Source organism: Pseudomonas sp. CFBP13509 (assembly GCF_005233485.1).
Classification (GTDB): Bacteria; Pseudomonadota; Gammaproteobacteria; order Pseudomonadales; family Pseudomonadaceae; genus Aquipseudomonas; species Aquipseudomonas marginalis.
This window is the reverse complement of the sequence record NZ_QGAA01000016.1, coordinates 108,073-128,130: the sequence shown is the minus strand read 5'-3', so window position 1 is coordinate 128,130 and position 20,058 is coordinate 108,073. Positions and strand designations below refer to the sequence as shown.

Here is a 20,058-nt window from a genome sequence, read left to right as displayed (position 1 = left end):
CATGAATAGCTTGAGTATTTCACTGGCTGCTGATTATAAAGCGATCACTGTGCATAGCCCGTTTGACGGTAGCAAAGTGGGTGAGGTGGTCGACATGCCTGCTTCATCCGCCACCACAATAGTCGACACCGCTATTTTGGGTGCGTTGATTGCCAAGGACCTGCCACGACACGAACGTGCACGTATATTGGAACAGGCGGCGTTCTCGGTTGAGCGTGATAAGGACGCCTTTGCCCGACTGATTGTGGCGGAGTCGGGCAAAACACTGAAGCAGGCAAAGAAAGAGGTATTGCGCTGCGTCAATACGTTGAAGTTGTCGGCGGAAGAAGCCAAGCGCAATGCGGGCGAAGTGATCCCTTTCGATGCTTATGTGGGATCCGAATCTCGCCAGGGATGGTTCACTCGCGAGCCCCTGGGTGTAATCGTCGCGATTACTCCTTACAACGATCCCCTCAATCTGGTCGCCCATAAGTTGGGCCCTGCCATTGCGGGCGGGAACGCGGTTGTTCTCAAGCCGTCCGAGCTCACACCACTCTCGGCGATCAAGCTGGTGGATTGCCTGATCGAGGCTGGCCTGCCGCCTGTTGTTGTAACAGTCGCCACAGGAGGGGCTGCATTGGGCAAGGCCCTGGTCGCACACCGTGCGGTGCGTATGGTGTCTTTCACAGGTGGTTTCGTTACCGGGGAGCAAATCGCGCGCACGGCTGGGCTTAAAAAGCTGGCGATGGACCTTGGGGGAAATGCCCCGGTTATCGTGATGGCTGATTGCGATCTGAATGAAACAGTCGACGCTTGTGTGTCGGGGGCTTTTTGGGCGGCCGGGCAGAATTGCATTGGTACTCAGCGGATTTTAATCGAGGCGCCACTCTACGAAGCGTTCAAGGCGCGCTTCGTTGAGAAAACCAGTCAGTTGATCGTGGGTAATCCTGCAGATGATCAGACGGATGTCGGTCCTATGATTACTGAGGCGTCAGCCAAGCATGCTGAAGAAGTAGTGAATGACGCGATTGCCAGAGGCGCGGCGCTGCTGTTCGGCAATGTACGTAACGGTTCGCTTTATTCGCCCACTGTTCTGGAAAGCGTCGACCGCCACTGCAAACTGTGGTGCGAGGAAGTGTTCAGTCCTGTCGTGATACTTCAGAGCATTGGTTCCCTGGACGAGGCCCTGACGCTTGCCAACGAACCTGAATACAGCCTGCACGCGGGGATCTTCACCAGTAATTTGAATGTTGCGATGAAGGCAGCCAAGCGACTTGAAGCGGGCGGCGTCATGATCAACGACTCCTCGGACTATCGATTCGACGCAATGCCTTTCGGTGGTTTCAAGTACGGGAGCATGGGCCGCGAAGGTGTGCGTTTCGCCTATGAAGATATGACGCAACCCAAAGTGGTGTGCATTAACGGCGTGAGTGAGAACTAAACAAGTCGCTCCTGCAGGACTTGACGCTTCAGTGCGATCCTTGGCGAGACTCTTCTGCCTTGAAGAGTCGCGTTCAGAATAAAAATAAAAAGGTAACAGAGATGAGTATCAGCGATTTTAATCCTGCGCCCGAGCAGGCATCCCGTGTCGCTCGAAGAACAGACTTCAGCGCTGAGGAATCGGGTTACCAACAAGTGCTCAAGCCGCGCCAGGTCCAGATGATAGCCATTGGTGGTGCGATTGGCAGCGGGCTTTTTATGGGCGCCGGAGCGCGTCTCGCAGAGGCGGGGCCTTCTCTAGTATTTGTCTTTGCACTATGTGGTTTCTTTGCCTGGTTCATCATTCGAGCTATGGGCGAGCTTGTGATGTACAGGCCTTCATCCGGTTCTTTCGTTTCTTACGCTCGAGAATTTTATGGGGAGAAATGGGCGTTTACAGTGGGTTGGATGTACTGGACCGATTGGGTGATGGTAGCGATTGCTGACCTTACTGCCATCGCGCTCTATCTGAACTTCTTCAAGGCCTATCTACCCGTTATGGGCGATATTCCGCAGTGGTTGCTTGCACTTGCCGCGTTAGCCCTCGTCACCGCAATTAATTTGGTGTCGGTAAAGATTTTCGGGGAACTCGAGTTCTGGTTTGCCCTGATCAAAGTGGCTGCCTTGACTACCTTTCTAGGTATAGGCGTGTATATGGTCCTGTTTGGCACGCCACTTCCGGGACATGAAGTTGGATTCCAACTCATCGCCGACAATGGCGGATGGTTTCCAGCAGGGCTTTTGCCCGCAGTCATCATGATCCAAGGGGTGATATTCGCCTACGGAAGTGTGGAGTTAGTCGGTACTGCCGCGGGTGAAGCCCAGGATGTTGCTAAAGTCATGCCGAAGGCCATTCGTGCAGTGGTGTTCCGCATCATTGTTTTCTATGTAGGCTCCATACTGCTGTTGGCAATGCTACTCCCCCACACAGCCTATTCAGCAGGTGTCAGTCCATTTGTAACCTTTTTTGGCTCACTGGGAATCAAGGGCGCGGACGCCATTATGAATATGGTCCTCATCACGGCGGCTGTTTCATCTTTGAATGCGGGCATCTATTCAACCGGTCGAGTACTAAGGTCCCTCGCCATCAGTGGTTCAGCGCCTGGTTTTCTGGCGAAGATGAATCGTCAGGGGGTTCCATTCGCCGGCATCATGCTGACAACCGTCGCATCCCTGATCGGGGTCTTTCTCAATGCAATTGTTCCCGGGGAAGCATTCGAAATTGCATTGACCCTCACCGCTGTGATGCTGATTGGTTCATGGTCAACGATCATTTTGTGCCAAATCAAGCTTTTCAAGTATGCCCAGCTTGGGGAGTTGGAACGACCGCAGTTTCGTATGCCTTTCGCTCCGTACAGTGGTTACGCCACGCTTATTTTCTTTGGTTTGGTGCTGGTACTGATTGCGATGGATTATCCCGTTGGGACGTATTCAATTGCTTCGCTGCCCATCTACGCCGCGGTGCTGGTAGTCGGTTGGTACATGGTACGTGGCCGTGTGCGTGGGATTGAATCAGGGGCACTGGTATTCGATGAGAACCAGGATTTGGTCCCTGTTGATCAGGCTCTCCGCCACTCAGGTACTCCACTTCAAAATTGAACAAGCACAACGACAATGCCCTTTGGAGGAATAGACCCATGCGTCCTGACAAGAAAAATCTGACCACGCTATCTGCAGCCACACTGGCTGTTCATGGGGGTAACGTAATCGACGCGACGACCGGCGCGGTGCGTACGCCATTAGTCATGGCCAACTCCTATCTACTGCCGGAGGATCCTTCGACAATGGATTGGTCCAGCCCAGATGGCCTTGTGTATACCCGTAACCAAGGGCACAACCAAGTGTGCCTGGAGAAAAAGCTCGCAGCACTTGAGGGGACTGAGTCTAGTGTTGTGTTTGCAACCGGCGTAGCTGCGTTGCATGCAGTGTTTTTTACATTTTTGAAAAGTGGTGACCATGTCCTTGTGAGTGATGTCACCTATGAAGCCGTATGGCGGTTGTTCGCCGAGCTTCTGCCTGAGCGCTATGGTATTGAAGCAACGTTTGTAGATATGGGCGATCTGGACGCTGTCCGGCAGGCATTCAGGCCCAATACAAAGCTGCTTCACACTGAAACGATCGCGAATCCTACGACCAAGGTCGCGGACATTGCTGCCTTGGCCGAGATTGCGCACGCTCAGGGCGCGTTGATCTCTGTAGATGCGACGTTTACACCGCCACCTTTTTTCCGTGCCAGTGAGCATGGTGTAGACCTGGTTGTTCATTCGTTGACCAAATACATTAACGGTCATGGTGACTCGATGGGCGGTGTGGTCTTGGGTTCTACCAAGATGATGAATCACATCAAGCACGATGCACTGGTTGACCTTGGGGCAACCATCTCGCCGTTCAATGCCTGGTTAATCATGCGGGGCTCAGTCACCCTGCCTTTGCGTTTGAAGCAGCACCTGAGCAATGCGGAAAAACTGGCTGTGTATCTCGAGTCAGATGACCGTATTGCCTATGTTTATTACCCCGGGCTTGCCTCTCATCCGCAGCATGAATTAGCTCAGCGGCAATTTGCCGGTCGTGGTTTTGGGGCAATGATGGCCTTCGCAGTGAAAGGTGATCCAGACACCCAAAATCGCTTTGTTTCTAACTTGCGCATTATTACGTCTGCCGTTTCACTGGGCCATGATGAGACGCTCATTGTTCATGTAGGCGCTGAGGGCCGTGGCGGCTTTGACAAGTATCCCAAGGAATTTCAGGAGTACGGCCACTTGCGTTTATCGGTGGGGCTTGAGGACGCAGATGATCTGATTAAAGATATTTGCCTTGCCTTGGATGAAACGTTCAAATGACCTGGCAAATTTGATTATTGGTTTTTGTCTTACAGTATCACGCACAGGGTTTGGTCAACCCGTCTTTACCCCCGTACATGCGGGGGTCTTTTTAATTTTAGATAAGTTTTCGCATGTGTTGCCGAATCTTGCCTGAAACGAGAAAGGTGATTTTTAGTTAACGGGGCTTAGGGGGATTAATTGTGGCTTGGATAAGCTTGATTGTTGCTGGGCTGCTCGAAGTGGTTTGGGCGTTTTCAATGAAACAATCTGAGGGCTTTACACGCGTAGTACCCACCATTGTGACTTTGGTTATGGTGGTAGCCAGCTTTGCGCTGCTCTCCTTCTCGATGAAAAGTCTTCCGCTAGGCACCGCTTATACGATCTGGACGGGTATCGGGGCGGTTGGCGCTTTTTTAGTTGGCATTGCTTTTCTCGGAGAGCCAGCCAGTATTCTGCGAGTGGCTGCCGCGATTTTAATTGTTTCCGGTTTGGTGATGATGAAAGTGGCTTCGACATAAATTTTCGAGCATTTTGCTCATGAAATTGATCAGTTTGCCATATTCTCTGAAGTGGCATTGCCAATGTAGTGTTGGTAATAAGGCGATCGCCTCATAATAATAACTTACGGAGCTATGTGTTCAGCTATAGAATTTTTACTGCCCTTGAATCCAATTACAATACCTAGGGATGTACATATGAACTCGCTAAGAAAAATGTGTTTTATCGCGCTCTTTCCACTGTGTTTGAATGTGGCGTGGGCCAAAGATTACACAATCCTGCGCTTTGGCGTGGATGCTAACTACGCGCCCTTCGAGTCGAAAGCGGCTGATGGCAGCCTCAAGGGGTTTGACATTGATTTGGGTAATTCGATTTGCGCCAAACTTCAAGTTAAATGCATCTGGGTCGAGAGCGATTTTGACGGTCTGATCCCAGGCCTCAGAGCCGGTAAGTTCGATGGTATTCTCTCATCCATGACAGTGACGCCAACGCGCGCAAAAGCCATCGACTTTTCAAATGAATTGTTTTCTGGGTTCACGGCCTACGTGTTCAAAAAAGGTTCGGGCCTCAACGCAGACGTAGCGTCACTCAAGGGTAAAACGGTCGGCTACTTCCAGGGCAGCATCCAGGAAGCCTATGCAAAAGCTGTTCTGGATAAAGCAGGCGTTAAAATTCAGTCCTATCAGAACCAGGACCAAGTGTATTACGACCTCGTAGCGGGGCGGCTGGATGGATCCCTGCAGGACGCATTACAGGCCCAGTTAGGTTTTCTCAACTCGCCGCAGGGTGCCGATTACGAAATCAGCCCGTCCGTCGAGAGCCCTTATCTTCCCTCCAAAACCGCCATCGGCGTTGCCAAGGGCAACGTGGAACTCAAGGCATTGCTCGATAAAGCGATCCAGGCCCTGCACGAAGATGGCACCTACGATTCGATCCAGAAGCAGCACTTCGGCGATCTGAATCTTTACAGCGGCAAATAACCACCCGGCGCTCACCCCCTGGATGGGCGCTTTTCGCTATAGGTTGCTGATCATGTTCGACACACTATTAGGCGTGCTGGGGCTCTCTGCATTCAGCCTGAAGGGGTTTGGCCCTTTACTGCTCGAAGGCGCCTGGATGACCGTCAAGCTGTCCCTTTCTTCCCTGGCGCTGAGTGTGCTGCTGGGGCTGATCGGGGCCAGCGCCAAACTGTCCAGCCTCAAGCTACTACGTCTGCCAGCGCAGCTCTACACCACACTGATCCGGGGGGTGCCGGATCTGGTACTGATGTTATTGATTTTCTACAGCCTGCAAACCTGGCTGACCCTGATTACAGTGGCTCTGGGGTGGGAATACATAGAGATCAACCCCTTTGTCGCGGGGGTTATCACCCTTGGCTTCATCTACGGTGCTTATTTCACCGAGACCTTCCGCGGCGCGATGCTGGCAGTCCCTCGCGGCCAGGTCGAAGCGGCCACGGCTTATGGGTTAAGCCGTACTCAGCGTTTTCGCTTCGTGATGTTCCCGCAAATGATGCGGTTCGCTTTGCCTGGGCTTGGCAACAACTGGATGGTCATTCTCAAGGCCACTGCACTGGTCTCGATCATTGGCTTGGCTGACCTGGTAAAAGCCGCCCAGGATGCGGGGAAAAGCACCTACCAGTTGTTCTTTTTCCTGGTGCTCGCTGCCTTGACGTACCTGGTCATCACCAGCCTCTCCAATGTTGTACTGCGCTACCTGGAAAGGCACTACGCAGCAGGTTCAAGGGAGGCGGTGCGATGATTGAACTTCTACAGGAGTACTGGAGGCCTTTCTTCTACAGCGATGGTCAGCAAATAACCGGGCTGGCCATGACCTTGTGGCTGCTCAGTGCCTCACTGTTCATCGGCTTTATTGTGTCGGTTCCGCTGTCCATCGCTCGAGTGTCGCCCAGGTTTTATGTGCGCTGGCCGGTGCAGTTCTACACCTATCTGTTCCGGGGGACGCCGCTCTACATTCAGTTGTTGATCTGCTACACGGGGATCTACAGCCTGGCTGCCATACGAACACAACCTGTGCTTGATGCGTTTTTTCGCGATGCGATGAATTGCACCATTCTTGCTTTTGCCCTGAATACTTGCGCCTACACCACGGAGATATTTGCAGGGGCAATTCGCAACATTGCCCATGGCGAGGTTGAGGCTGCGAAAGCTTATGGCCTCTCAGGTTGGAAGCTCTATGCGTTTGTGATCATGCCATCAGCCTTGCGTCGCTCGCTGCCGTATTACAGCAACGAAGTCATCCTGATGCTGCACTCGACCACGGTGGCATTCACCGCAACGGTGCCGGACATTCTTAAAGTCGCCCGCGACGCGAACTCCGCGACCTTCTTGACCTTTCAATCGTTTGGGATTGCGGCATTGATTTACCTGGCGGTGACCTTTGCCCTGGTCGGCCTGTTTCGAATCGCCGAGCGTCACTGGTTGGCTTTTCTTGGTCCGACTCACTGAGCCCAGTAGCTGACACTGCTGCTCCAATCCGCGTTAGAGGATGACTGCAAACATGTACAAATTGACTGTTGAAGGGCTACACAAAAGTTACGGTAGCCATGAAGTGCTCAAGGGCGTATCCCTGCATGCCAAAACAGGCGACGTGATCAGCCTGATCGGCGCCAGTGGCTCTGGAAAGAGTACGTTCCTGCGCTGCATTAATTTTCTCGAAACACCCAACGACGGTGCCATGAGTCTGGATGGCAAACCGATCTGCATGGTCAAAAACCATTTGGGGCTGCGCGTGGCGGATGACCGTGAATTGCAACGATTGCGCACCCGCCTGGCCATGGTGTTCCAGCACTTCAACCTGTGGGGCCACCTGACCGTGTTGGACAACATCACCATTGCTCCTCGGCGGGTGCTGGGTGTGAGCAAAAAAGATGCGGAAGATCGTGCCCGGCGATACTTGGAAAAGGTGGGACTGCCTGCCCGTGTTGCCGATCAATTCCCAGCGTTTCTGTCCGGGGGGCAACAGCAACGGGTGGCCATTGCTCGCGCACTTGCGATGGAGCCTGAAGTCATGCTGTTCGACGAGCCTACGTCTGCGCTGGACCCTGAAGTGGTGGGCGAAGTGTTGAAAGTCATCCAAGGGCTCGCAGAAGAAGGGCGGACCATGATCATGGTGACCCATGAAATGGGATTTGCCCGCAAGGTTTCGAACCAACTGCTGTTTCTTCATCAGGGGCTTGTCGAAGAGCAAGGCGGGCCGGAGATCCTGGATAACCCGCGCAGTGAGCGTCTGCAACAATTTTTGTCTAATGGGCTGAAGTGAAAAACCTTCTGTATGAAAACTGCAAGTGAAACCCAGATGGCTGTTGCAACGTTGGGGCGTATCGACGAGGCGATCGTTGATGTGCTGCGCCATAACGGGCGTATCACTTATAAAAAACTCGCCTCATTGGTGAACCTGAGTGAGAGCCCTTGCCAGCAACGTGTACGTAAGCTGGAAAGGCTAGGGGTCATCCGTGGCTATGGGGCCTTCATCGACGAGCACAAGCTCTCACCTGGTTTATCTCTGCTGGTGCTGGTTGGATTGGCTGATGGCAAGGGGCTCTGCGGGCAAAAGGCGTTTGAAGCCGTAGCCGTTGCTTGCCCGCAAGTCATTGAGTGCCAGCTCATCAGTGGTGCGCTTGATTACTGTCTACGCATGCGTTGCCGGGATATGGGGCATTTCCGCTCGCTCACTGAACGTTGGTTGGAAAGTGCTGAGCTGTATATCGAGAAACTGGCGGCCTATCCAGAGTTGGCCGTCATCAAGCCTTCATCGACGCACCTTGGTATCGAATAACAATTACAACACTCCAAGCCTATGGATAAACCATGATGATTGCCAATCAGAAGTTCAGTCATAAAGTACTGCTTTCTGCCTCCCTATGATTGGGCAGAGCTCGCAGCACTTAACGTTGAAGAAATTTTATATTCTCGCACTTTGCAGGCGAGCCTCCCTTCTCTGAAACGGGTGAAGTCCATGATCGTTCGACCCATGCTGCCTGGTATCCGTGCCATTGAAGCTGAAATGATTGAGTTGCGCCGCCATCTTCATGCTTATCCGGAGCTCAGCCTTAAGGAGTTCAAAACCTCAGATCTGGTTGCTGCCAAGCTCCAGTCGTGGGGATTTGAGGTGCATCGTGGTTTTGGGGGGACCGGCGTCGTAGGGCGTTTGCAGCATGGTTGTGGACGTAAGATCATTGGTATTCGGGCAGATATGGATGCGTTGCCGATTCTGGAGCAGACTGGATTGCCGTATGCGAGCCAGCATCCAGGTGCCATGCATGCCTGTGGTCATGACGGCCATACTGCAATGCTGCTGGCTGCCGCGAAGCACCTAGCCAACAGCCGGCAGTTCGACGGTACGCTGGTGGTCATCTTTCAGCCTGCCGAAGAAAGCGATGGGGGCGCGCAGAAAATGCTGGATGATGGTCTCCTGGAGCGATTTCCCTGTAATGCGTTGTTCGGCATGCACAACATGCCTGGGTTGCCAGTAGGGAAGTTGGGTTTTCGGGCCGGGCCGTTCATGGCCTCTACTGACACTGTTGAAATTCGAATTGATGGTATGGGTGGGCATGGAGGAATGCCACATAAAGCCATTGACCCCATACTTACTGGAGGGGCAATTGTCATGGCGCTGCAAAGTATTGTGTCGCGCAATACGGATCCTCTGGAGATGGCGGTTATCACTGTGGGTTCCTTTCATTCTGGTGAGGCGCCCAACGTTATTCCGGGGCATGCGGTACTCCAACTATGCGTTCGCGCTTTGAAGCCTAACGTTCGAGCTGACCTTCTCAAGCGGATTGTTCAGGTTGCCCAAGCTCAGGCGCTTAGCTTCGGCGCCAGTGTCAGTGTGGAGGTTGATAGGGGAGAATCATTGCCGCCCCTGATAAATGATCCTCAGCTTACTGCGTTTGCCCGTCAGGTCGCTGTAGATTGGTTGGGAGAAGAAGGGGTGATTCAAGACATGGCACCCATCGCTGCCAGTGAAGATTTTGCAGTGATGCTTGAGCATTGTCCTGGCAGCTATCTCTTTATCGGTAATGGTGATGGGGAGGGGGGGTGCATGGTGCATAACGCAGGCTACGACTTCAACGATGACTGCCTGGGGACTGGGGCTAGTTACTGGGTTCGGTTAGTTGAACAGTTTCTGGTTTGAGTCGGTCGAGACCAGGTGCAGTACCTAACCGATCCAGCACCATTTTTTCTTTACCCTGCTCCATCGTATTCTGCCAGCGTGCTGATGGAGAGGGTCCTATGCAAACTCCTGCAGATGGCTCGCGCCCATGTGGATCAGTCTGGACTGATCCCAAAAGTGCGTGCATGGCTATTCCAGAGTATTGCCGTTATTGCCATCGTAGCAATCGGCTTGTTTCTGTTCGACAGTACCCAGACCAACCTCCAGAAGTGTGGGCTTTACCCCGGGCTTCAGCTTCCTTGATTGCAGTGCAGGTTTCGGCATCGCTCAACACCTGATCGACTACACCGAAGCGGACACCTATCCACTCGATAGCTGTCCCATCATGCTGTGTGCTTCCCCATCTGGCCGTTGCGAAGATTTTGCGGCAGGCCAGACGGGGAAGCTTTTTTAACGGTAGTGGCGGGTCATCGATTCCAGAGCGATAGGCGCTGCCCGGCACAGAAGCATTTCCGCAACGAGCGTTGGCTCAAGTTTGAAACGAATAGTCATGCAGTACGACCGCCGAGTACCTCAGCCACCCAGTCGGCGATGTACTGGCCGGCATTGATACTGTTGTCGAAGCTCGAATGCTGCACGCCGCCCTCACGTTCGGTGAAGATTTTCAGTTCGCGTTTGGGGCTGTTGACCAACTGTTCGTAAGTGCGGTGGGCCCACTTCAATGGAATCTGCGAATCCTTTTCTCCGTGGGTGACCAGGAAGGGCACCTTGATGCGGTCCAGGATGCCGTCCAGATGAACGTTCTCGGCGATGGTCATGAACTCGTCCGTGTCCTTGGCACCCCAGACCCAAGACACATGCGACCAATAATGCGGCACCGGGAAGCTGCCTTCCTTTTCCATTCGACGTTTCTGCACATCACGCCAATCATGGTTGGCCCCCCATACGACGCCGCACGCGAAGCGCGGCTCGAAGGCTACCGCGCGCGGGCAGTAGTAGCCTCCAAGCGACACACCTTCCAGGCCGATGCGTTTGGCGTCGACATCGTCGCGGGTTTCCAGCCAATCCACCACGCGGCTGGCCCAATGCTCACTGTCGAAACGCGCAGTCAGATTATGTAGCCGGAGCGCTTCGCCCGTCCCGGGTTGGTCGATGATCAACGATGACACGCCACGTTTGGCCAGCCAGGCGGGCAGGCCGACGCGGTATTTCATTTCTTTGGTGGAATCCAGTCCATTGACCTGCACCAGGATCGGCGCTGGGCCGCTGACGCCTTCGGCACGGACCAGCAGACCGGAAAGGTGTTTGCCTTCGTAAGGGATTTCAACGCGCTCGCAATTTTCCCGTGCCAGTTCGATACTCCGTTGGAAGGTGTGCAGAAAGCGCTGGTACAGCTCCGTGCGGCCCGGTGCACCGTGGGCCTGCAGGCGTTCGCAGCTCAGGTAATAGGTCGCGGCGCGGTTGTATTTTTCACCGGCAGACAACAGTCGACCCTTGCCTTCGTCTTCTTCCGCCAGGCCGCACAGCTTGTCGGCCATGTTCGCCCAGGTTTCACGGAAGGCTTTGCTGCCGGCGGCATCCGGCTGTTTGGCGGCTTCTTGCAGCGGCGCGCACATTTTCTCGATTTCGCCGATGCGGGCGCCCATTTCAATGGCCAGGTCGACGGAAAGATTCCACACGTAGTTGGTCGGGAAGTAGCGAAACATGATTGTTATTGTCCTTGTGCAAGCAAAGGCAGGCGGCCAAATCCGGAGCGGGGTACGCCAGACCTGACGGTTCGAAGCAGGCTAAGGTGAGGCCCATTGTTTGGCCAATCGCGAGTCAGGATGGGAGGTATTGCGAACGGCGATAGGGCGCATATGCGCCATTGGCTTGAGTCTCGGCGCGCGCATGAATCCTGGCTCGCCGCCGAGCAGCGGGAGCGACTACTGCTCCAGCTCGTTAATGATCTGACTGATTTTCGCCCGCAACCAACGGTGCATCGGATCTCCTTCCATGGTTCGGTGCCAGAGCATGAACTCACGCATGACCGGGATTTTTACTGGTGGCTGCACGATGCGCAGCGGCAGGTAGTTGGCGTAGAGCCTGGCCATGCGCTGGAGCATGGTGGCGACGCGTTGGGTGCCGACGATCAGCTGCGGCAGAGTATTGAAATCATGGGTCACCACTTCCATGCGGCGGGTGAAACCATACTGGCTCATCAACCATTCTTCGACGCTCAGTTGCCGGTTGCGGCCAAAAATCACCGAGACATGGCCCATCTCGATGTACTGGTCGAGGCTGATGCTGTCGCCCACCAACGTGTTGCCGTCCCACACTACGCAGACGTGTTCTTCTTCAAACAGTAGCTGCGAGGGGTGGCCTTCGATCAGGTAGTGTTCAGGCACGATCATCATGTCGGCCTCACCGCGCATCAGCATCTCGGTGGACGTGTCGCCAGGGCCGAGCAGTTCAAAGGTGATATGCGGTGCTTCCAGGGAGATCTTCTGGATCACCCGGGCAAACAGGACGCTGATCAGATAGTCCGAGGTGATCAGGCGAAAATGACGCTTGCTGGTGGCGGGGTCGAACACTGGTTTGGCGGTGATCGAGGACTGGATCGTCAGCAGCACCTGGCGCACCGGCGCCGCCAGTTCGCGGGCATAAGGCGTGGGCTGCATCTTGCGTCCGACCTGCGCCAGCAGCTCATCTTCGAAGTAGAGGCGCAGCCTGCCCAGTACGCCGCTGGTGGCGGATTGTGTCATGTGCAGGCGTTCGGCGGCGCGGGTGATGTTCTGCTCTTCCAGCAACACATCCAGCGCCACCAGGAGGTTGAGATCCAAGTGGTTAAAACGCATGGCGGTCTCGATTTTTGTATTTATTTTGTAAATACCTTCCGGCCTTCCTATCGCGGCGTCAAGTCCCGTGAATGGATGAGTCGAACGACGCCTGGTTCGATTTTCCATGTCACTTGCGCCGCGCAGCCAGGTATCGCATTTGCCGATAGGTCGCATCCCGACAAGCGATTAGTCAGTGGGTTTTTGCCCCTTCAGTATCGGCCCACAGTCGGTTGGCGTGACGCTTCATCGACTTCAAGACCCGCCTCGGCAGCGCTCCGCCTGGCACGGTTCCCGTAAGCGGGGTGCTGGCCTGCGCTGAATAATTACAATGGAGTGGTAACTCAATGAACATCATTGGCCTTGATGCCTTGATTTTTGGCGTCGACGATATTCAAGCCTGTACCCATTGCCTGCGTGACTACGGCCTGCGCCCTGTCGATGTCGACAGCGAGGGCGGTCGTTTTGAAGCCCTCGACGGCACGGCGGTGATTATCCGTCATGCAGACGATGCTCGTTTGCCGGTGGCCATCGGGCCTGCTCCCTCGATTCGGGAAACCGTTTATGGCGTGGCCGGCGTGGCTGACCTCGAGGCCATCGCCGATGAGTTGGGGCGCGACCGCCCGGTGACCCGCGGTGCCGATGGCTCCGTGCACAGCGTGGACGATATGGGCTTTGCCATTGGTTTCCAGATCAGCGTGCGGCGTGCGTACAGCGCGCCCGCCGACCTGACTAACGCACCGGGCCATGTCCCCCAGCGGCCGGTCAACCAGCCGGGCATCAGCCCCGATATGCAGGCTTTGCCGCGTACCCTGTCCCACGTGGTGTATTTCGTGCCGGATGCAGCCAAGGCCGAGGTTTTTTACCAGCGCCTGGGCTTCGTGACCACCGACACCTTTGTCGGCGCGGGTCCGTTCATGCGGCCGGCCGGTTCCGATGACCATCACTGCCTGTTCATGATCCAGACACCGCCACACATGAAGGGTTGCGAGCATTTCACCTTTCACATGGGCAGCGGCACTGAAGTCCTGCTGGCCGGACGTCGCTTCGAGCAGCAAGGCTGGACCAGCTTCTGGGGGCCGGGCCGCCATCTCTTCGGTTCCAACTGGTTCTGGTACTTCAACAGTCCGTTGGGCTGTCACATCGAATACGACGCCGATATGGACAAGCACGATGACGCCTGGCAAGCGCGCCAGGCGCCACTGTCGGCGGATAATTCGCAATTGTTCCTGTTCACCTCCCGGGAAAAATGGTTCCCGAGCGGCCCTCCGCCCAAGCAGGCCTGAGTGTGGAGGTTGTCCATGAGTCACGAGGCCCTGGTGCTCTGTTGCCTGGATGAACTGGTGGAAGGGCAGGCCCGCGGGTTCGATCCCCTGGGCACGGGGAAGGACAGTGTGTTCGCCCTGCGCCATGACGGCGAAGTGCGGGTCTATCGCAACAGCTGTCCGCACCTGGAGGTGCGCCTGGAGTACCGCAAGGATCGTTTTCTCAGCGTCGATGGCCGCCAGATCGTCTGTTACGCCCATGGTGCCCGGTTCCTTCCGGACAGTGGTCTGTGCGTCTACGGGCCGTGCCTGGGGGACAGCCTGAGCGCACTGCAATGGCATGCAGAGGCCGATTGGCTGGTGCTCGAAGCGGATCAGTTGGAGGCGTATGCATCCTGATTAACGTATCGCGGTAGCTGATACATCGTATCCCTACATGCGATTAGTCAAACGCCTGCTTTGCCGAGAAAGTGAACACAACGCGGTAGCGAATGCGTGCAAACACAGCCGGTGGTCAAGCCTGGGATCGCTCCGGCAGAACGCTAGCGTGAATAACAAGAATAAGAGTGAGACGAGCATGAACGCAGTGAAAAAGGTGCTTATCGTCGGTGGTGGTATCGGTGGTCTATGTGCGGCAATCGCTTTGCGTCGCCAGGACATCGAAGTCGATCTTGTCGAGCTCAAGACGCAGTGGACAGTCTATGGCGTTGGCATCATCCAGCAGAGTAACGTCGTCCGTGAGATGGCCAAGCTGGGTGTGTTGGACGGCTACTTGGATGCCGCCTACGCGTTCGAGGATGTGACCATCAACACCACCGCCGGTGAACAACTGGCGCGAATTCCCGGCAAGCGCCTGGCGGGGCCCGAGTATCCAGCCAACGTCGGCATCTCGCGCCTGGCCCTGCATCAAGTCCTCAGCGAAACCGTTGCTGCCCTTGGCGTCTCGGTTCGTCTGGGCCTGAGTGTCGAGTCGCTGGAGCAGATGGGCGAGGGCGTCGATGTGCTGTTCACCGATGCCAGTCGCGGTCGCTACGACCTGGTCGTCGGCGCCGATGGCCTGTACTCCCACCTGCGCGGTCTGCTGTTTGGCGAGCAGTACCTGCCGCGCTTCACCGGTCAATCGGTGTGGCGCTACAACTTTCCTCGTGCCGCTGGAATTGATCATCTGGCCACCTTCCAGGGACCTGCCGGTAACGCCGGACTGGTGCCGCTGGGCCGCGACCAGATGTACCTGTTCGTGACTTCCCATGAGCCCGCCAACCCCAGGATGGAGGCTGCCACGCTGGCGACCCAGATGCGCCAGCGCCTGAGTGGTTTCACCGGGCTGATCGGCGAACTGCGCGAGCAAATAACCGACAGCGACCAGGTGGTCTACAAGCCGCTGGAGGTGCTGTTCGTCAGCGAGCCCTGGTACCGCGGCCGTGTCGTGTTGATTGGCGACGCAGTGCATGCCACGACGCCGCACTTGGGCCAAGGGGCCGGCATGGCCATTGAAGATGCTGTCGTGCTTGGCGAAGAGTTGATCGCCGGCGGCAGCCTCGAACAGCAGCTCCAACGCTTTATGGCGCGCCGTTATGAGCGCTGCAAATTCATCAGCGACAGCTCGGTGCTGGCCGGTGACAAGGAAATGGCCCACGACAGCAGCTTCGACCGGATCGGCCTGGTCAGGCGGATGCTCGACGTCACGGCAGCGCCTATCTGAGGCGCCGGCAAAACTGAATTTGCTCTCCCATGGATGCTTCATGCCTGTGCAGGCTTGGCCCGGTTCGACTGCGGGCGCCGTTCCACCAGAAGAGCTGACATACAACAACAATAAAGAGGGTTACTTCGATGGCTACTCGCAAGTTCGCTGCGTCGCGGCGCGTCCCCTTCACCCTGACCCTTGCGGCCAGCCTGGGGCTTGGCGCTTCGGCTGCCCAGGCCTTTCAGATCGACACCGGTAGTCCCGATCTCAGCTTGCGCTGGGACAACACGCTGAAGTACAGCGCGGCCTGGCGCCTGAAGGAGCCCAGCAGCAAGCTTAGCGAGGGGCAGACGGCGCTGAACCAGAATGACGGTGATCACAACTTCGGCAAGGGCCTGATCTCCAATCGCCTGGATATTCTTTCCGAACTGGACATCGGTTTTCACAACTTTGGTGCCCGTCTGAGCGGTGCGGCCTGGTACGACACTGTCTACCAGGACCGCAACGACAACAACGACGCGGCCAGTGCCAACCAGCGTTCGGTGGGTTTCAACGAGTTCACCAGTGATACCCGTCAACTGCACGGCGGTGACGGTGAACTGTTGGATGCGTTCGTCTACTGGAACGGTGAGCTGGCCGACCGTACCTTGTCGGTTCGCGCCGGGCGCCACGGGCTGATCTGGGGCGAGAGCCTGTTCTTCGGCGGCAACGGCATTGCCGGAGCCATGGCGCCGGTGGACGTGGTCAAGGCGCAATCGGTGCCCAACACCCAATTCAAGGAAATCACCCGACCGGTCAACCAGCTCTCGACCGCCTACCAACTAACCGACGATGTGTCATTGGGCGCCTTCTACCAGTTGGAGTGGGAAGCCACCCGCTTGCCGGGCGCCGGTAGCTATTTCTCCACCAGCGATACCATCGGCGACGGCAATGAACGGCTGATCACCGGCGGGCCGTTCCCGGATTTCCTCGGCGGTAATGCCAACAGCCCGGCTGCGTTTTTCCATGGCAAGGACAAGAAAGCCAGGAGTTCCGGCCAGGGCGGCCTGCAGCTCAAGTACAACACCGGGACGACGGATTACGGTCTTTACGCGCTCCAATATCACGAGAAAACCCCAATGCTGTACTTGCGGCCGAATGCCACCGGGCCGAACTTCAGTACCGGGCAAGTCGGCGAATACTCCTGGGTTTACCCGGAAGATATCCGTGTCCTTGGGGCCAGTTTCGCGACCTCCGTGGGCGAATACAGCTTTGCCGGCGAGGCATCGATGCGCTGGAACATGCCGCTGGTGTCTGACGCCCAAACCGTCCTGGCGGGCGTCGAGGCAGACAACAACGATAACGCCCTCTATGCCGTCGGCCGTACGGCTCACGTCAACCTCAATGTCCTGGCATCGCTGGGCCCTTCCTTTGTCGCCAATGAAGCCAGCCTGGTAGGGGAAATCGCCTGGAACCGCCTGCTCGCCGTAACCAGGAACCGCGCCGCCCTAGACCCTAACGCCACTGATGATGGCCTGGGCTTGAAGTTGGTTTACACGCCCACCTATCGCCAGTTCTTTCCGGGCGTGGATATCAGCGTGCCGCTGGGCATCAGCTATTTCCCCATGGGCAAGTCGGCTGTGATCAGCGGGTTCGGCCCCGACAGAGGCGGGGACATGAACATCGGCGTCTCCGCCACCTATTTGGACCAAGTGACGGTGGGGCTGACCTACACCCACTTTTACGGTCCCGAGGACACCAGCCTCAACGCCGCCAACCAGTTCAATTACAAGCAGTCGCTGAAGGATCGGGATTACCTGGCTTTCTCCGTCAAGACCACGTTCTAAGAGGATTTGCGCATGACCATTCAGTTCACTCTAAAGGCCTTGTGCTTAACCCTGCTGGCCGCTGCCGCGCCGATGGCCTTGGCCGCCAGCGCCGAACAAGCGGCCGCGCTGGGCAAGACCCTGACGCCCTTCGGTGCCGAGAAAGCCGGCAATGCCGACGGCAGTATTCCGGCCTGGGACGGTGGCTACACCAAGGTTGATCCAGGCTACGTCTCGGGCGGCAAACGCAGCGATCCATTTGCTGCGGACAAACCCTTGTACAGCATCACCGCCCAGAACCTGGCCAAGTACGCCGACAAACTCAGCGACGGCACCAAGGAGCTGTTCAAGCGTTTCCCGGACACCTATCGCATCGATGTCTATCCGACCCGGCGCACGGCGGCCGCGCCGCAGTGGGTCTATGACAACACGTTCAAGAATGCGACCCGCGCCAAACTGGTCGACAGCAGCGCCGGACTGATCCCCGACGGTGCCTATGGCGGGATCCCGTTCCCGATTCCACAGAATGGTACCGAAGCCATCTGGAACCATGTGCTGAACTGGCGCGGCACTTCGGTGGCGGGGCACTTTCGCCACTATCTGATGACCGCTGACGGCAACCAGGTGATGACCAGCGACGGCCTGTTGACCCAGGAAATGCCCTACTACTTTCAGGAGGGCGGCCCTGAGAACTATTCGGGCGACTACTGGCAGGTGCACTTTGTCAATCTCGGCCCGGCGATTCGTGCCGGTGAGCAGATCCTGGGGCGTGAAAACATCAACGGTGACAAATCCCAGGCCCATGTCTACCTGAGCGGTCAACGCCGGGTACGCACGCTGCCCAACGCTTGCTGCGATACGCCGACGCCGTCCACTGCCGGGGTCATGTCCTTCGATGAGTTGAGTGTGTGGGGTGGTCGCACGGACCGGTTCGACTGGAAACTGGTGGGCAAGCAGGAGATGTATGTCCCCTACAACACCAACAAGGTGCAAAACGCTGCCCAGCCGCAGGACCTGCTGGGCAAGCACCATCTGAACCCGGACTACGTGCGCTGGGAATTGCACCGCGTCTGGGTGCTCGAATCGACGGTGGCCGCCGGCAAGCGCCACCAGTTGCCCAAGGGGCGTTACTACCTCGATGAAGACACTTGGCAAGCCCTGCTCGGCGACCGTTGGGATGCCAGCGGCCAACTGGCCAAGACCCTCTGGTCGCTGCCTTCCGTATTGCCCGACCTGCCTGGGCTGGTGCAACTCTCTTCAGGTTTTTATGACCTGACCTCCGGTGCGTGGTTTATCCAGAATCTCTATGCCGGGTTGCCGGATCAGTATCGCGCGGTCGATCGCTACAAGTCCTCGGAGTTCTCGCCCGCGGCGATGGCGGGGCGTGGCGTGCGTTAGACCTGAGCCGAGAGTGAAGGGCAGGCCTGCCGGTCTGCCCTTGGGATACGAGTGTTTGTCCGAGGTAGGTTATGAACAGAATCAGTCAGGCGAGCGCGTTGCTGTTGGCCTTGTATTTGCCCCTCGCCACGAGCGAGTGTCTGGCCGGGTCGGCAGCGGTGGGCGTGCCGCTCAATACCCCGGCCATGCGGGTACCGGCTGCGCAGAACGGCGTATTGATCGACCTGGCGCGTGCCGGCACACGCCTGGTGGCCGTGGGTGAGCGCGGCCTGGTGCTGTTCTCCGACGACAATGGGCAAAGCTGGCACCAGGCTTCGGTACCGGTTTCGGTCAGCCTGACGGCGGTGCGGTTCGTGGATGCGCAAAAGGGCTGGGCAGTCGGTCATGCGGGCGTGGTGCTGGCGACGCTGGACGGCGGCGAGCACTGGACGCTGCAGCTCGACGGCGTACGCGTGGCACAGCTGGAACTGGACGCCGCCAAGGCGGAACAAGCCACCGCTGTCGACCCGGATGCCGCCCTGATACGGGTACAAAATGCCGAGCGTCTTGTCGCCGATGGTCCAGACAAACCCTTTCTGGCACTGGAGTTCGTCGACGCACATCGCGGGCTGATCGTCGGTGCCTACGGTTTGGCGCTGCTGACCACCGATGGTGGCGCCACCTGGCAATCGCTGATGGGGCAAATTGCCAACCCCAACGGCTTGCACCTGTACGCCATCAGTCGCCACGGCACACGTTGGTTCCTGGCTGGCGAGCAGGGCTACCTGGCACGCTCGGACGACGATGCGCTGTCGTTCAGTCAACTGGACAGCCCCTACGAAGGTAGTTTCTTCACCCTGCAGAACCGCGCGGATGGCGCGCTGATGGTCGCCGGTCTGAAGGGCAATGCCTTTGTCTCCCACGACGCCGGCGCAAGTTTCCAGCGTCTTTCGGTGCCCGTACCGATCTCCTTCAACGACGCCACACGCCTGGCCGACGGCCAACTACTGCTGGTCAACCAGGGCGGCATGCTGTTTCGCAACAGCGAGCAGACCGGGGCGGCGCTGCTGCCGTTGGGAACGCCCTTGGGCAAACCTGTTTCAAGTGTGATCGAGGCCGCCGATGGCAGCTTGATCGTTGCCGGTTTCACCGGGCTGCAGCGTCTTGCGCAGCCAGCCACTGCCGCTTCGGAGTGAG

Annotated in this window: 18 protein-coding genes and 1 pseudogene; 17 read left to right on the top strand and 2 right to left on the bottom strand. The window is 56.9% G+C overall.

Annotated elements, in window-relative coordinates; all coding sequences use genetic code 11:
• The first annotated feature begins 1 nt into the window (after position 1).
• The 11 genes and pseudogenes from PspCFBP13509_RS23960 to PspCFBP13509_RS31540 form a co-directional block, all read left to right on the top strand.
• Entirely contained in the window at positions 2 to 1,420 is a 1,419-nt protein-coding gene (locus PspCFBP13509_RS23960) for an aldehyde dehydrogenase family protein (RefSeq protein WP_065926034.1), read from the top strand.
• A gap of 101 nt (positions 1,421 to 1,521) precedes the next feature.
• Positions 1,522 to 3,057, top strand: coding sequence for an amino acid permease (locus tag PspCFBP13509_RS23955; RefSeq protein ID WP_065926035.1), 1,536 nt, complete (start codon positions 1,522 to 1,524; stop codon positions 3,055 to 3,057).
• A 38-nt stretch (positions 3,058 to 3,095) separates the two neighbouring features.
• Positions 3,096 to 4,298 (top strand): trans-sulfuration enzyme family protein, encoded by a 1,203-nt coding sequence (locus tag PspCFBP13509_RS23950; RefSeq protein WP_065947825.1) that lies wholly within the window; start codon positions 3,096 to 3,098, stop codon positions 4,296 to 4,298.
• A gap of 182 nt (positions 4,299 to 4,480) precedes the next feature.
• On the top strand, positions 4,481 to 4,798 hold the full coding sequence (locus PspCFBP13509_RS23945; RefSeq protein ID WP_065926037.1) for a DMT family transporter: 318 nt from the start codon (positions 4,481 to 4,483) through the stop codon (positions 4,796 to 4,798).
• 195 nt (positions 4,799 to 4,993) lie between these two features.
• Positions 4,994 to 5,758, top strand: coding sequence for a transporter substrate-binding domain-containing protein (locus PspCFBP13509_RS23940; protein WP_235865577.1), 765 nt, complete (start codon positions 4,994 to 4,996; stop codon positions 5,756 to 5,758).
• Between the two features lie 52 nt (positions 5,759 to 5,810).
• Positions 5,811 to 6,539 (top strand): ABC transporter permease, encoded by a 729-nt coding sequence (locus PspCFBP13509_RS23935; protein WP_065926136.1) that lies wholly within the window; start codon positions 5,811 to 5,813, stop codon positions 6,537 to 6,539.
• A complete protein-coding gene (locus PspCFBP13509_RS23930; RefSeq protein ID WP_065947823.1) occupies positions 6,536 to 7,246 on the top strand; it encodes an ABC transporter permease in 711 nt (236 codons plus the stop codon). The genes PspCFBP13509_RS23935 and PspCFBP13509_RS23930 overlap by 4 nt, the downstream gene beginning before the upstream one ends.
• Positions 7,247 to 7,298: 52 nt before the next feature.
• Positions 7,299 to 8,060 carry an ABC transporter ATP-binding protein gene (locus PspCFBP13509_RS23925; protein WP_065926040.1) on the top strand — a complete coding sequence of 254 codons (762 nt, stop codon included), beginning with the start codon at positions 7,299 to 7,301 and terminating at the stop codon, positions 8,058 to 8,060.
• A gap of 12 nt (positions 8,061 to 8,072) precedes the next feature.
• Positions 8,073 to 8,576, top strand: a complete 504-nt coding sequence (locus tag PspCFBP13509_RS23920) for an Lrp/AsnC family transcriptional regulator (protein WP_065926041.1) — start codon at positions 8,073 to 8,075, stop codon at positions 8,574 to 8,576.
• A 180-nt stretch (positions 8,577 to 8,756) separates the two neighbouring features.
• Positions 8,757 to 9,935 (top strand): M20 aminoacylase family protein, encoded by a 1,179-nt coding sequence (locus tag PspCFBP13509_RS23915; RefSeq protein ID WP_065926042.1) that lies wholly within the window; start codon positions 8,757 to 8,759, stop codon positions 9,933 to 9,935.
• Between the two features lie 98 nt (positions 9,936 to 10,033).
• A pseudogene (locus tag PspCFBP13509_RS31540) lies at positions 10,034 to 10,278 on the top strand (amino acid ABC transporter permease); the annotation flags it as partial.
• A 184-nt stretch (positions 10,279 to 10,462) separates the two neighbouring features.
• Here the strand turns inward: PspCFBP13509_RS31540 and PspCFBP13509_RS23905 are convergent.
• Together PspCFBP13509_RS23905 and PspCFBP13509_RS23900 are read right to left on the bottom strand one after the other, a co-directional pair.
• Positions 10,463 to 11,620: an alpha/beta hydrolase family protein gene (locus PspCFBP13509_RS23905; protein ID WP_065947822.1), complete on the bottom strand. Its 1,158-nt coding sequence runs from the start codon at positions 11,618 to 11,620 to the stop codon at positions 10,463 to 10,465.
• A gap of 219 nt (positions 11,621 to 11,839) precedes the next feature.
• Positions 11,840 to 12,751: a LysR family transcriptional regulator gene (locus PspCFBP13509_RS23900; protein WP_045156204.1), complete on the bottom strand. Its 912-nt coding sequence runs from the start codon at positions 12,749 to 12,751 to the stop codon at positions 11,840 to 11,842.
• Between the two features lie 326 nt (positions 12,752 to 13,077).
• Between PspCFBP13509_RS23900 and PspCFBP13509_RS23895 the strand changes: the two genes are divergently transcribed.
• The 6 genes from PspCFBP13509_RS23895 (at position 13,078) to PspCFBP13509_RS23870 (ending at position 20,057) form a co-directional block, all read left to right on the top strand.
• Positions 13,078 to 14,016, top strand: coding sequence for a VOC family protein (locus tag PspCFBP13509_RS23895; protein ID WP_053121646.1), 939 nt, complete (start codon positions 13,078 to 13,080; stop codon positions 14,014 to 14,016).
• A 15-nt stretch (positions 14,017 to 14,031) separates the two neighbouring features.
• On the top strand, positions 14,032 to 14,394 hold the full coding sequence (locus PspCFBP13509_RS23890) for a Rieske (2Fe-2S) protein (RefSeq protein ID WP_065926045.1): 363 nt from the start codon (positions 14,032 to 14,034) through the stop codon (positions 14,392 to 14,394).
• 178 nt (positions 14,395 to 14,572) lie between these two features.
• On the top strand, positions 14,573 to 15,697 hold the full coding sequence (locus PspCFBP13509_RS23885) for an FAD-dependent oxidoreductase (RefSeq protein WP_065947821.1): 1,125 nt from the start codon (positions 14,573 to 14,575) through the stop codon (positions 15,695 to 15,697).
• 128 nt (positions 15,698 to 15,825) lie between these two features.
• Positions 15,826 to 17,505 (top strand): DUF1302 domain-containing protein, encoded by a 1,680-nt coding sequence (locus PspCFBP13509_RS23880; RefSeq protein ID WP_137212793.1) that lies wholly within the window; start codon positions 15,826 to 15,828, stop codon positions 17,503 to 17,505.
• Between the two features lie 12 nt (positions 17,506 to 17,517).
• A complete protein-coding gene (locus PspCFBP13509_RS23875) occupies positions 17,518 to 18,882 on the top strand; it encodes a DUF1329 domain-containing protein (protein ID WP_065926048.1) in 1,365 nt (454 codons plus the stop codon).
• Positions 18,883 to 18,953: 71 nt separating this feature from the next.
• Complete coding sequence (locus tag PspCFBP13509_RS23870; RefSeq protein ID WP_137212792.1) at positions 18,954 to 20,057, top strand: YCF48-related protein; 1,104 nt, start codon at positions 18,954 to 18,956, stop codon at positions 20,055 to 20,057.
• Position 20,058 lies beyond the last annotated feature (1 nt).

What these genes read in the sequence shown, in the direction of transcription:
- PspCFBP13509_RS23960 (WP_065926034.1), top strand. Translation starts at nt 2, where the DNA reads ATGAATAGCTTGAGTATTTCACTGGCTGCTGATTATAAAGCGATCACT.
- PspCFBP13509_RS23875 (WP_065926048.1), top strand. Translation starts at nt 17,518, where the DNA reads ATGACCATTCAGTTCACTCTAAAGGCCTTGTGCTTAACCCTGCTGGCC.
- PspCFBP13509_RS23920 (WP_065926041.1), top strand. Translation starts at nt 8,073, where the DNA reads ATGAAAACTGCAAGTGAAACCCAGATGGCTGTTGCAACGTTGGGGCGT.
- PspCFBP13509_RS23940 (WP_235865577.1), top strand. Translation starts at nt 4,994, where the DNA reads ATGTGTTTTATCGCGCTCTTTCCACTGTGTTTGAATGTGGCGTGGGCC.
- PspCFBP13509_RS23890 (WP_065926045.1), top strand. Translation starts at nt 14,032, where the DNA reads ATGAGTCACGAGGCCCTGGTGCTCTGTTGCCTGGATGAACTGGTGGAA.
- PspCFBP13509_RS23880 (WP_137212793.1), top strand. Translation starts at nt 15,826, where the DNA reads ATGGCTACTCGCAAGTTCGCTGCGTCGCGGCGCGTCCCCTTCACCCTG.
- PspCFBP13509_RS23915 (WP_065926042.1), top strand. Translation starts at nt 8,757, where the DNA reads ATGATCGTTCGACCCATGCTGCCTGGTATCCGTGCCATTGAAGCTGAA.
- PspCFBP13509_RS23955 (WP_065926035.1), top strand. Translation starts at nt 1,522, where the DNA reads ATGAGTATCAGCGATTTTAATCCTGCGCCCGAGCAGGCATCCCGTGTC.
- PspCFBP13509_RS23870 (WP_137212792.1), top strand. Translation starts at nt 18,954, where the DNA reads ATGAACAGAATCAGTCAGGCGAGCGCGTTGCTGTTGGCCTTGTATTTG.
- PspCFBP13509_RS23930 (WP_065947823.1), top strand. Translation starts at nt 6,536, where the DNA reads ATGATTGAACTTCTACAGGAGTACTGGAGGCCTTTCTTCTACAGCGAT.
- PspCFBP13509_RS23885 (WP_065947821.1), top strand. Translation starts at nt 14,573, where the DNA reads ATGAACGCAGTGAAAAAGGTGCTTATCGTCGGTGGTGGTATCGGTGGT.
- PspCFBP13509_RS23905 (WP_065947822.1), bottom strand. Translation starts at nt 11,620, where the DNA reads ATGTTTCGCTACTTCCCGACCAACTACGTGTGGAATCTTTCCGTCGAC.
- PspCFBP13509_RS23895 (WP_053121646.1), top strand. Translation starts at nt 13,078, where the DNA reads ATGAACATCATTGGCCTTGATGCCTTGATTTTTGGCGTCGACGATATT.
- PspCFBP13509_RS23900 (WP_045156204.1), bottom strand. Translation starts at nt 12,751, where the DNA reads ATGCGTTTTAACCACTTGGATCTCAACCTCCTGGTGGCGCTGGATGTG.
- PspCFBP13509_RS23950 (WP_065947825.1), top strand. Translation starts at nt 3,096, where the DNA reads ATGCGTCCTGACAAGAAAAATCTGACCACGCTATCTGCAGCCACACTG.
- PspCFBP13509_RS23925 (WP_065926040.1), top strand. Translation starts at nt 7,299, where the DNA reads ATGTACAAATTGACTGTTGAAGGGCTACACAAAAGTTACGGTAGCCAT.
- PspCFBP13509_RS23935 (WP_065926136.1), top strand. Translation starts at nt 5,811, where the DNA reads ATGTTCGACACACTATTAGGCGTGCTGGGGCTCTCTGCATTCAGCCTG.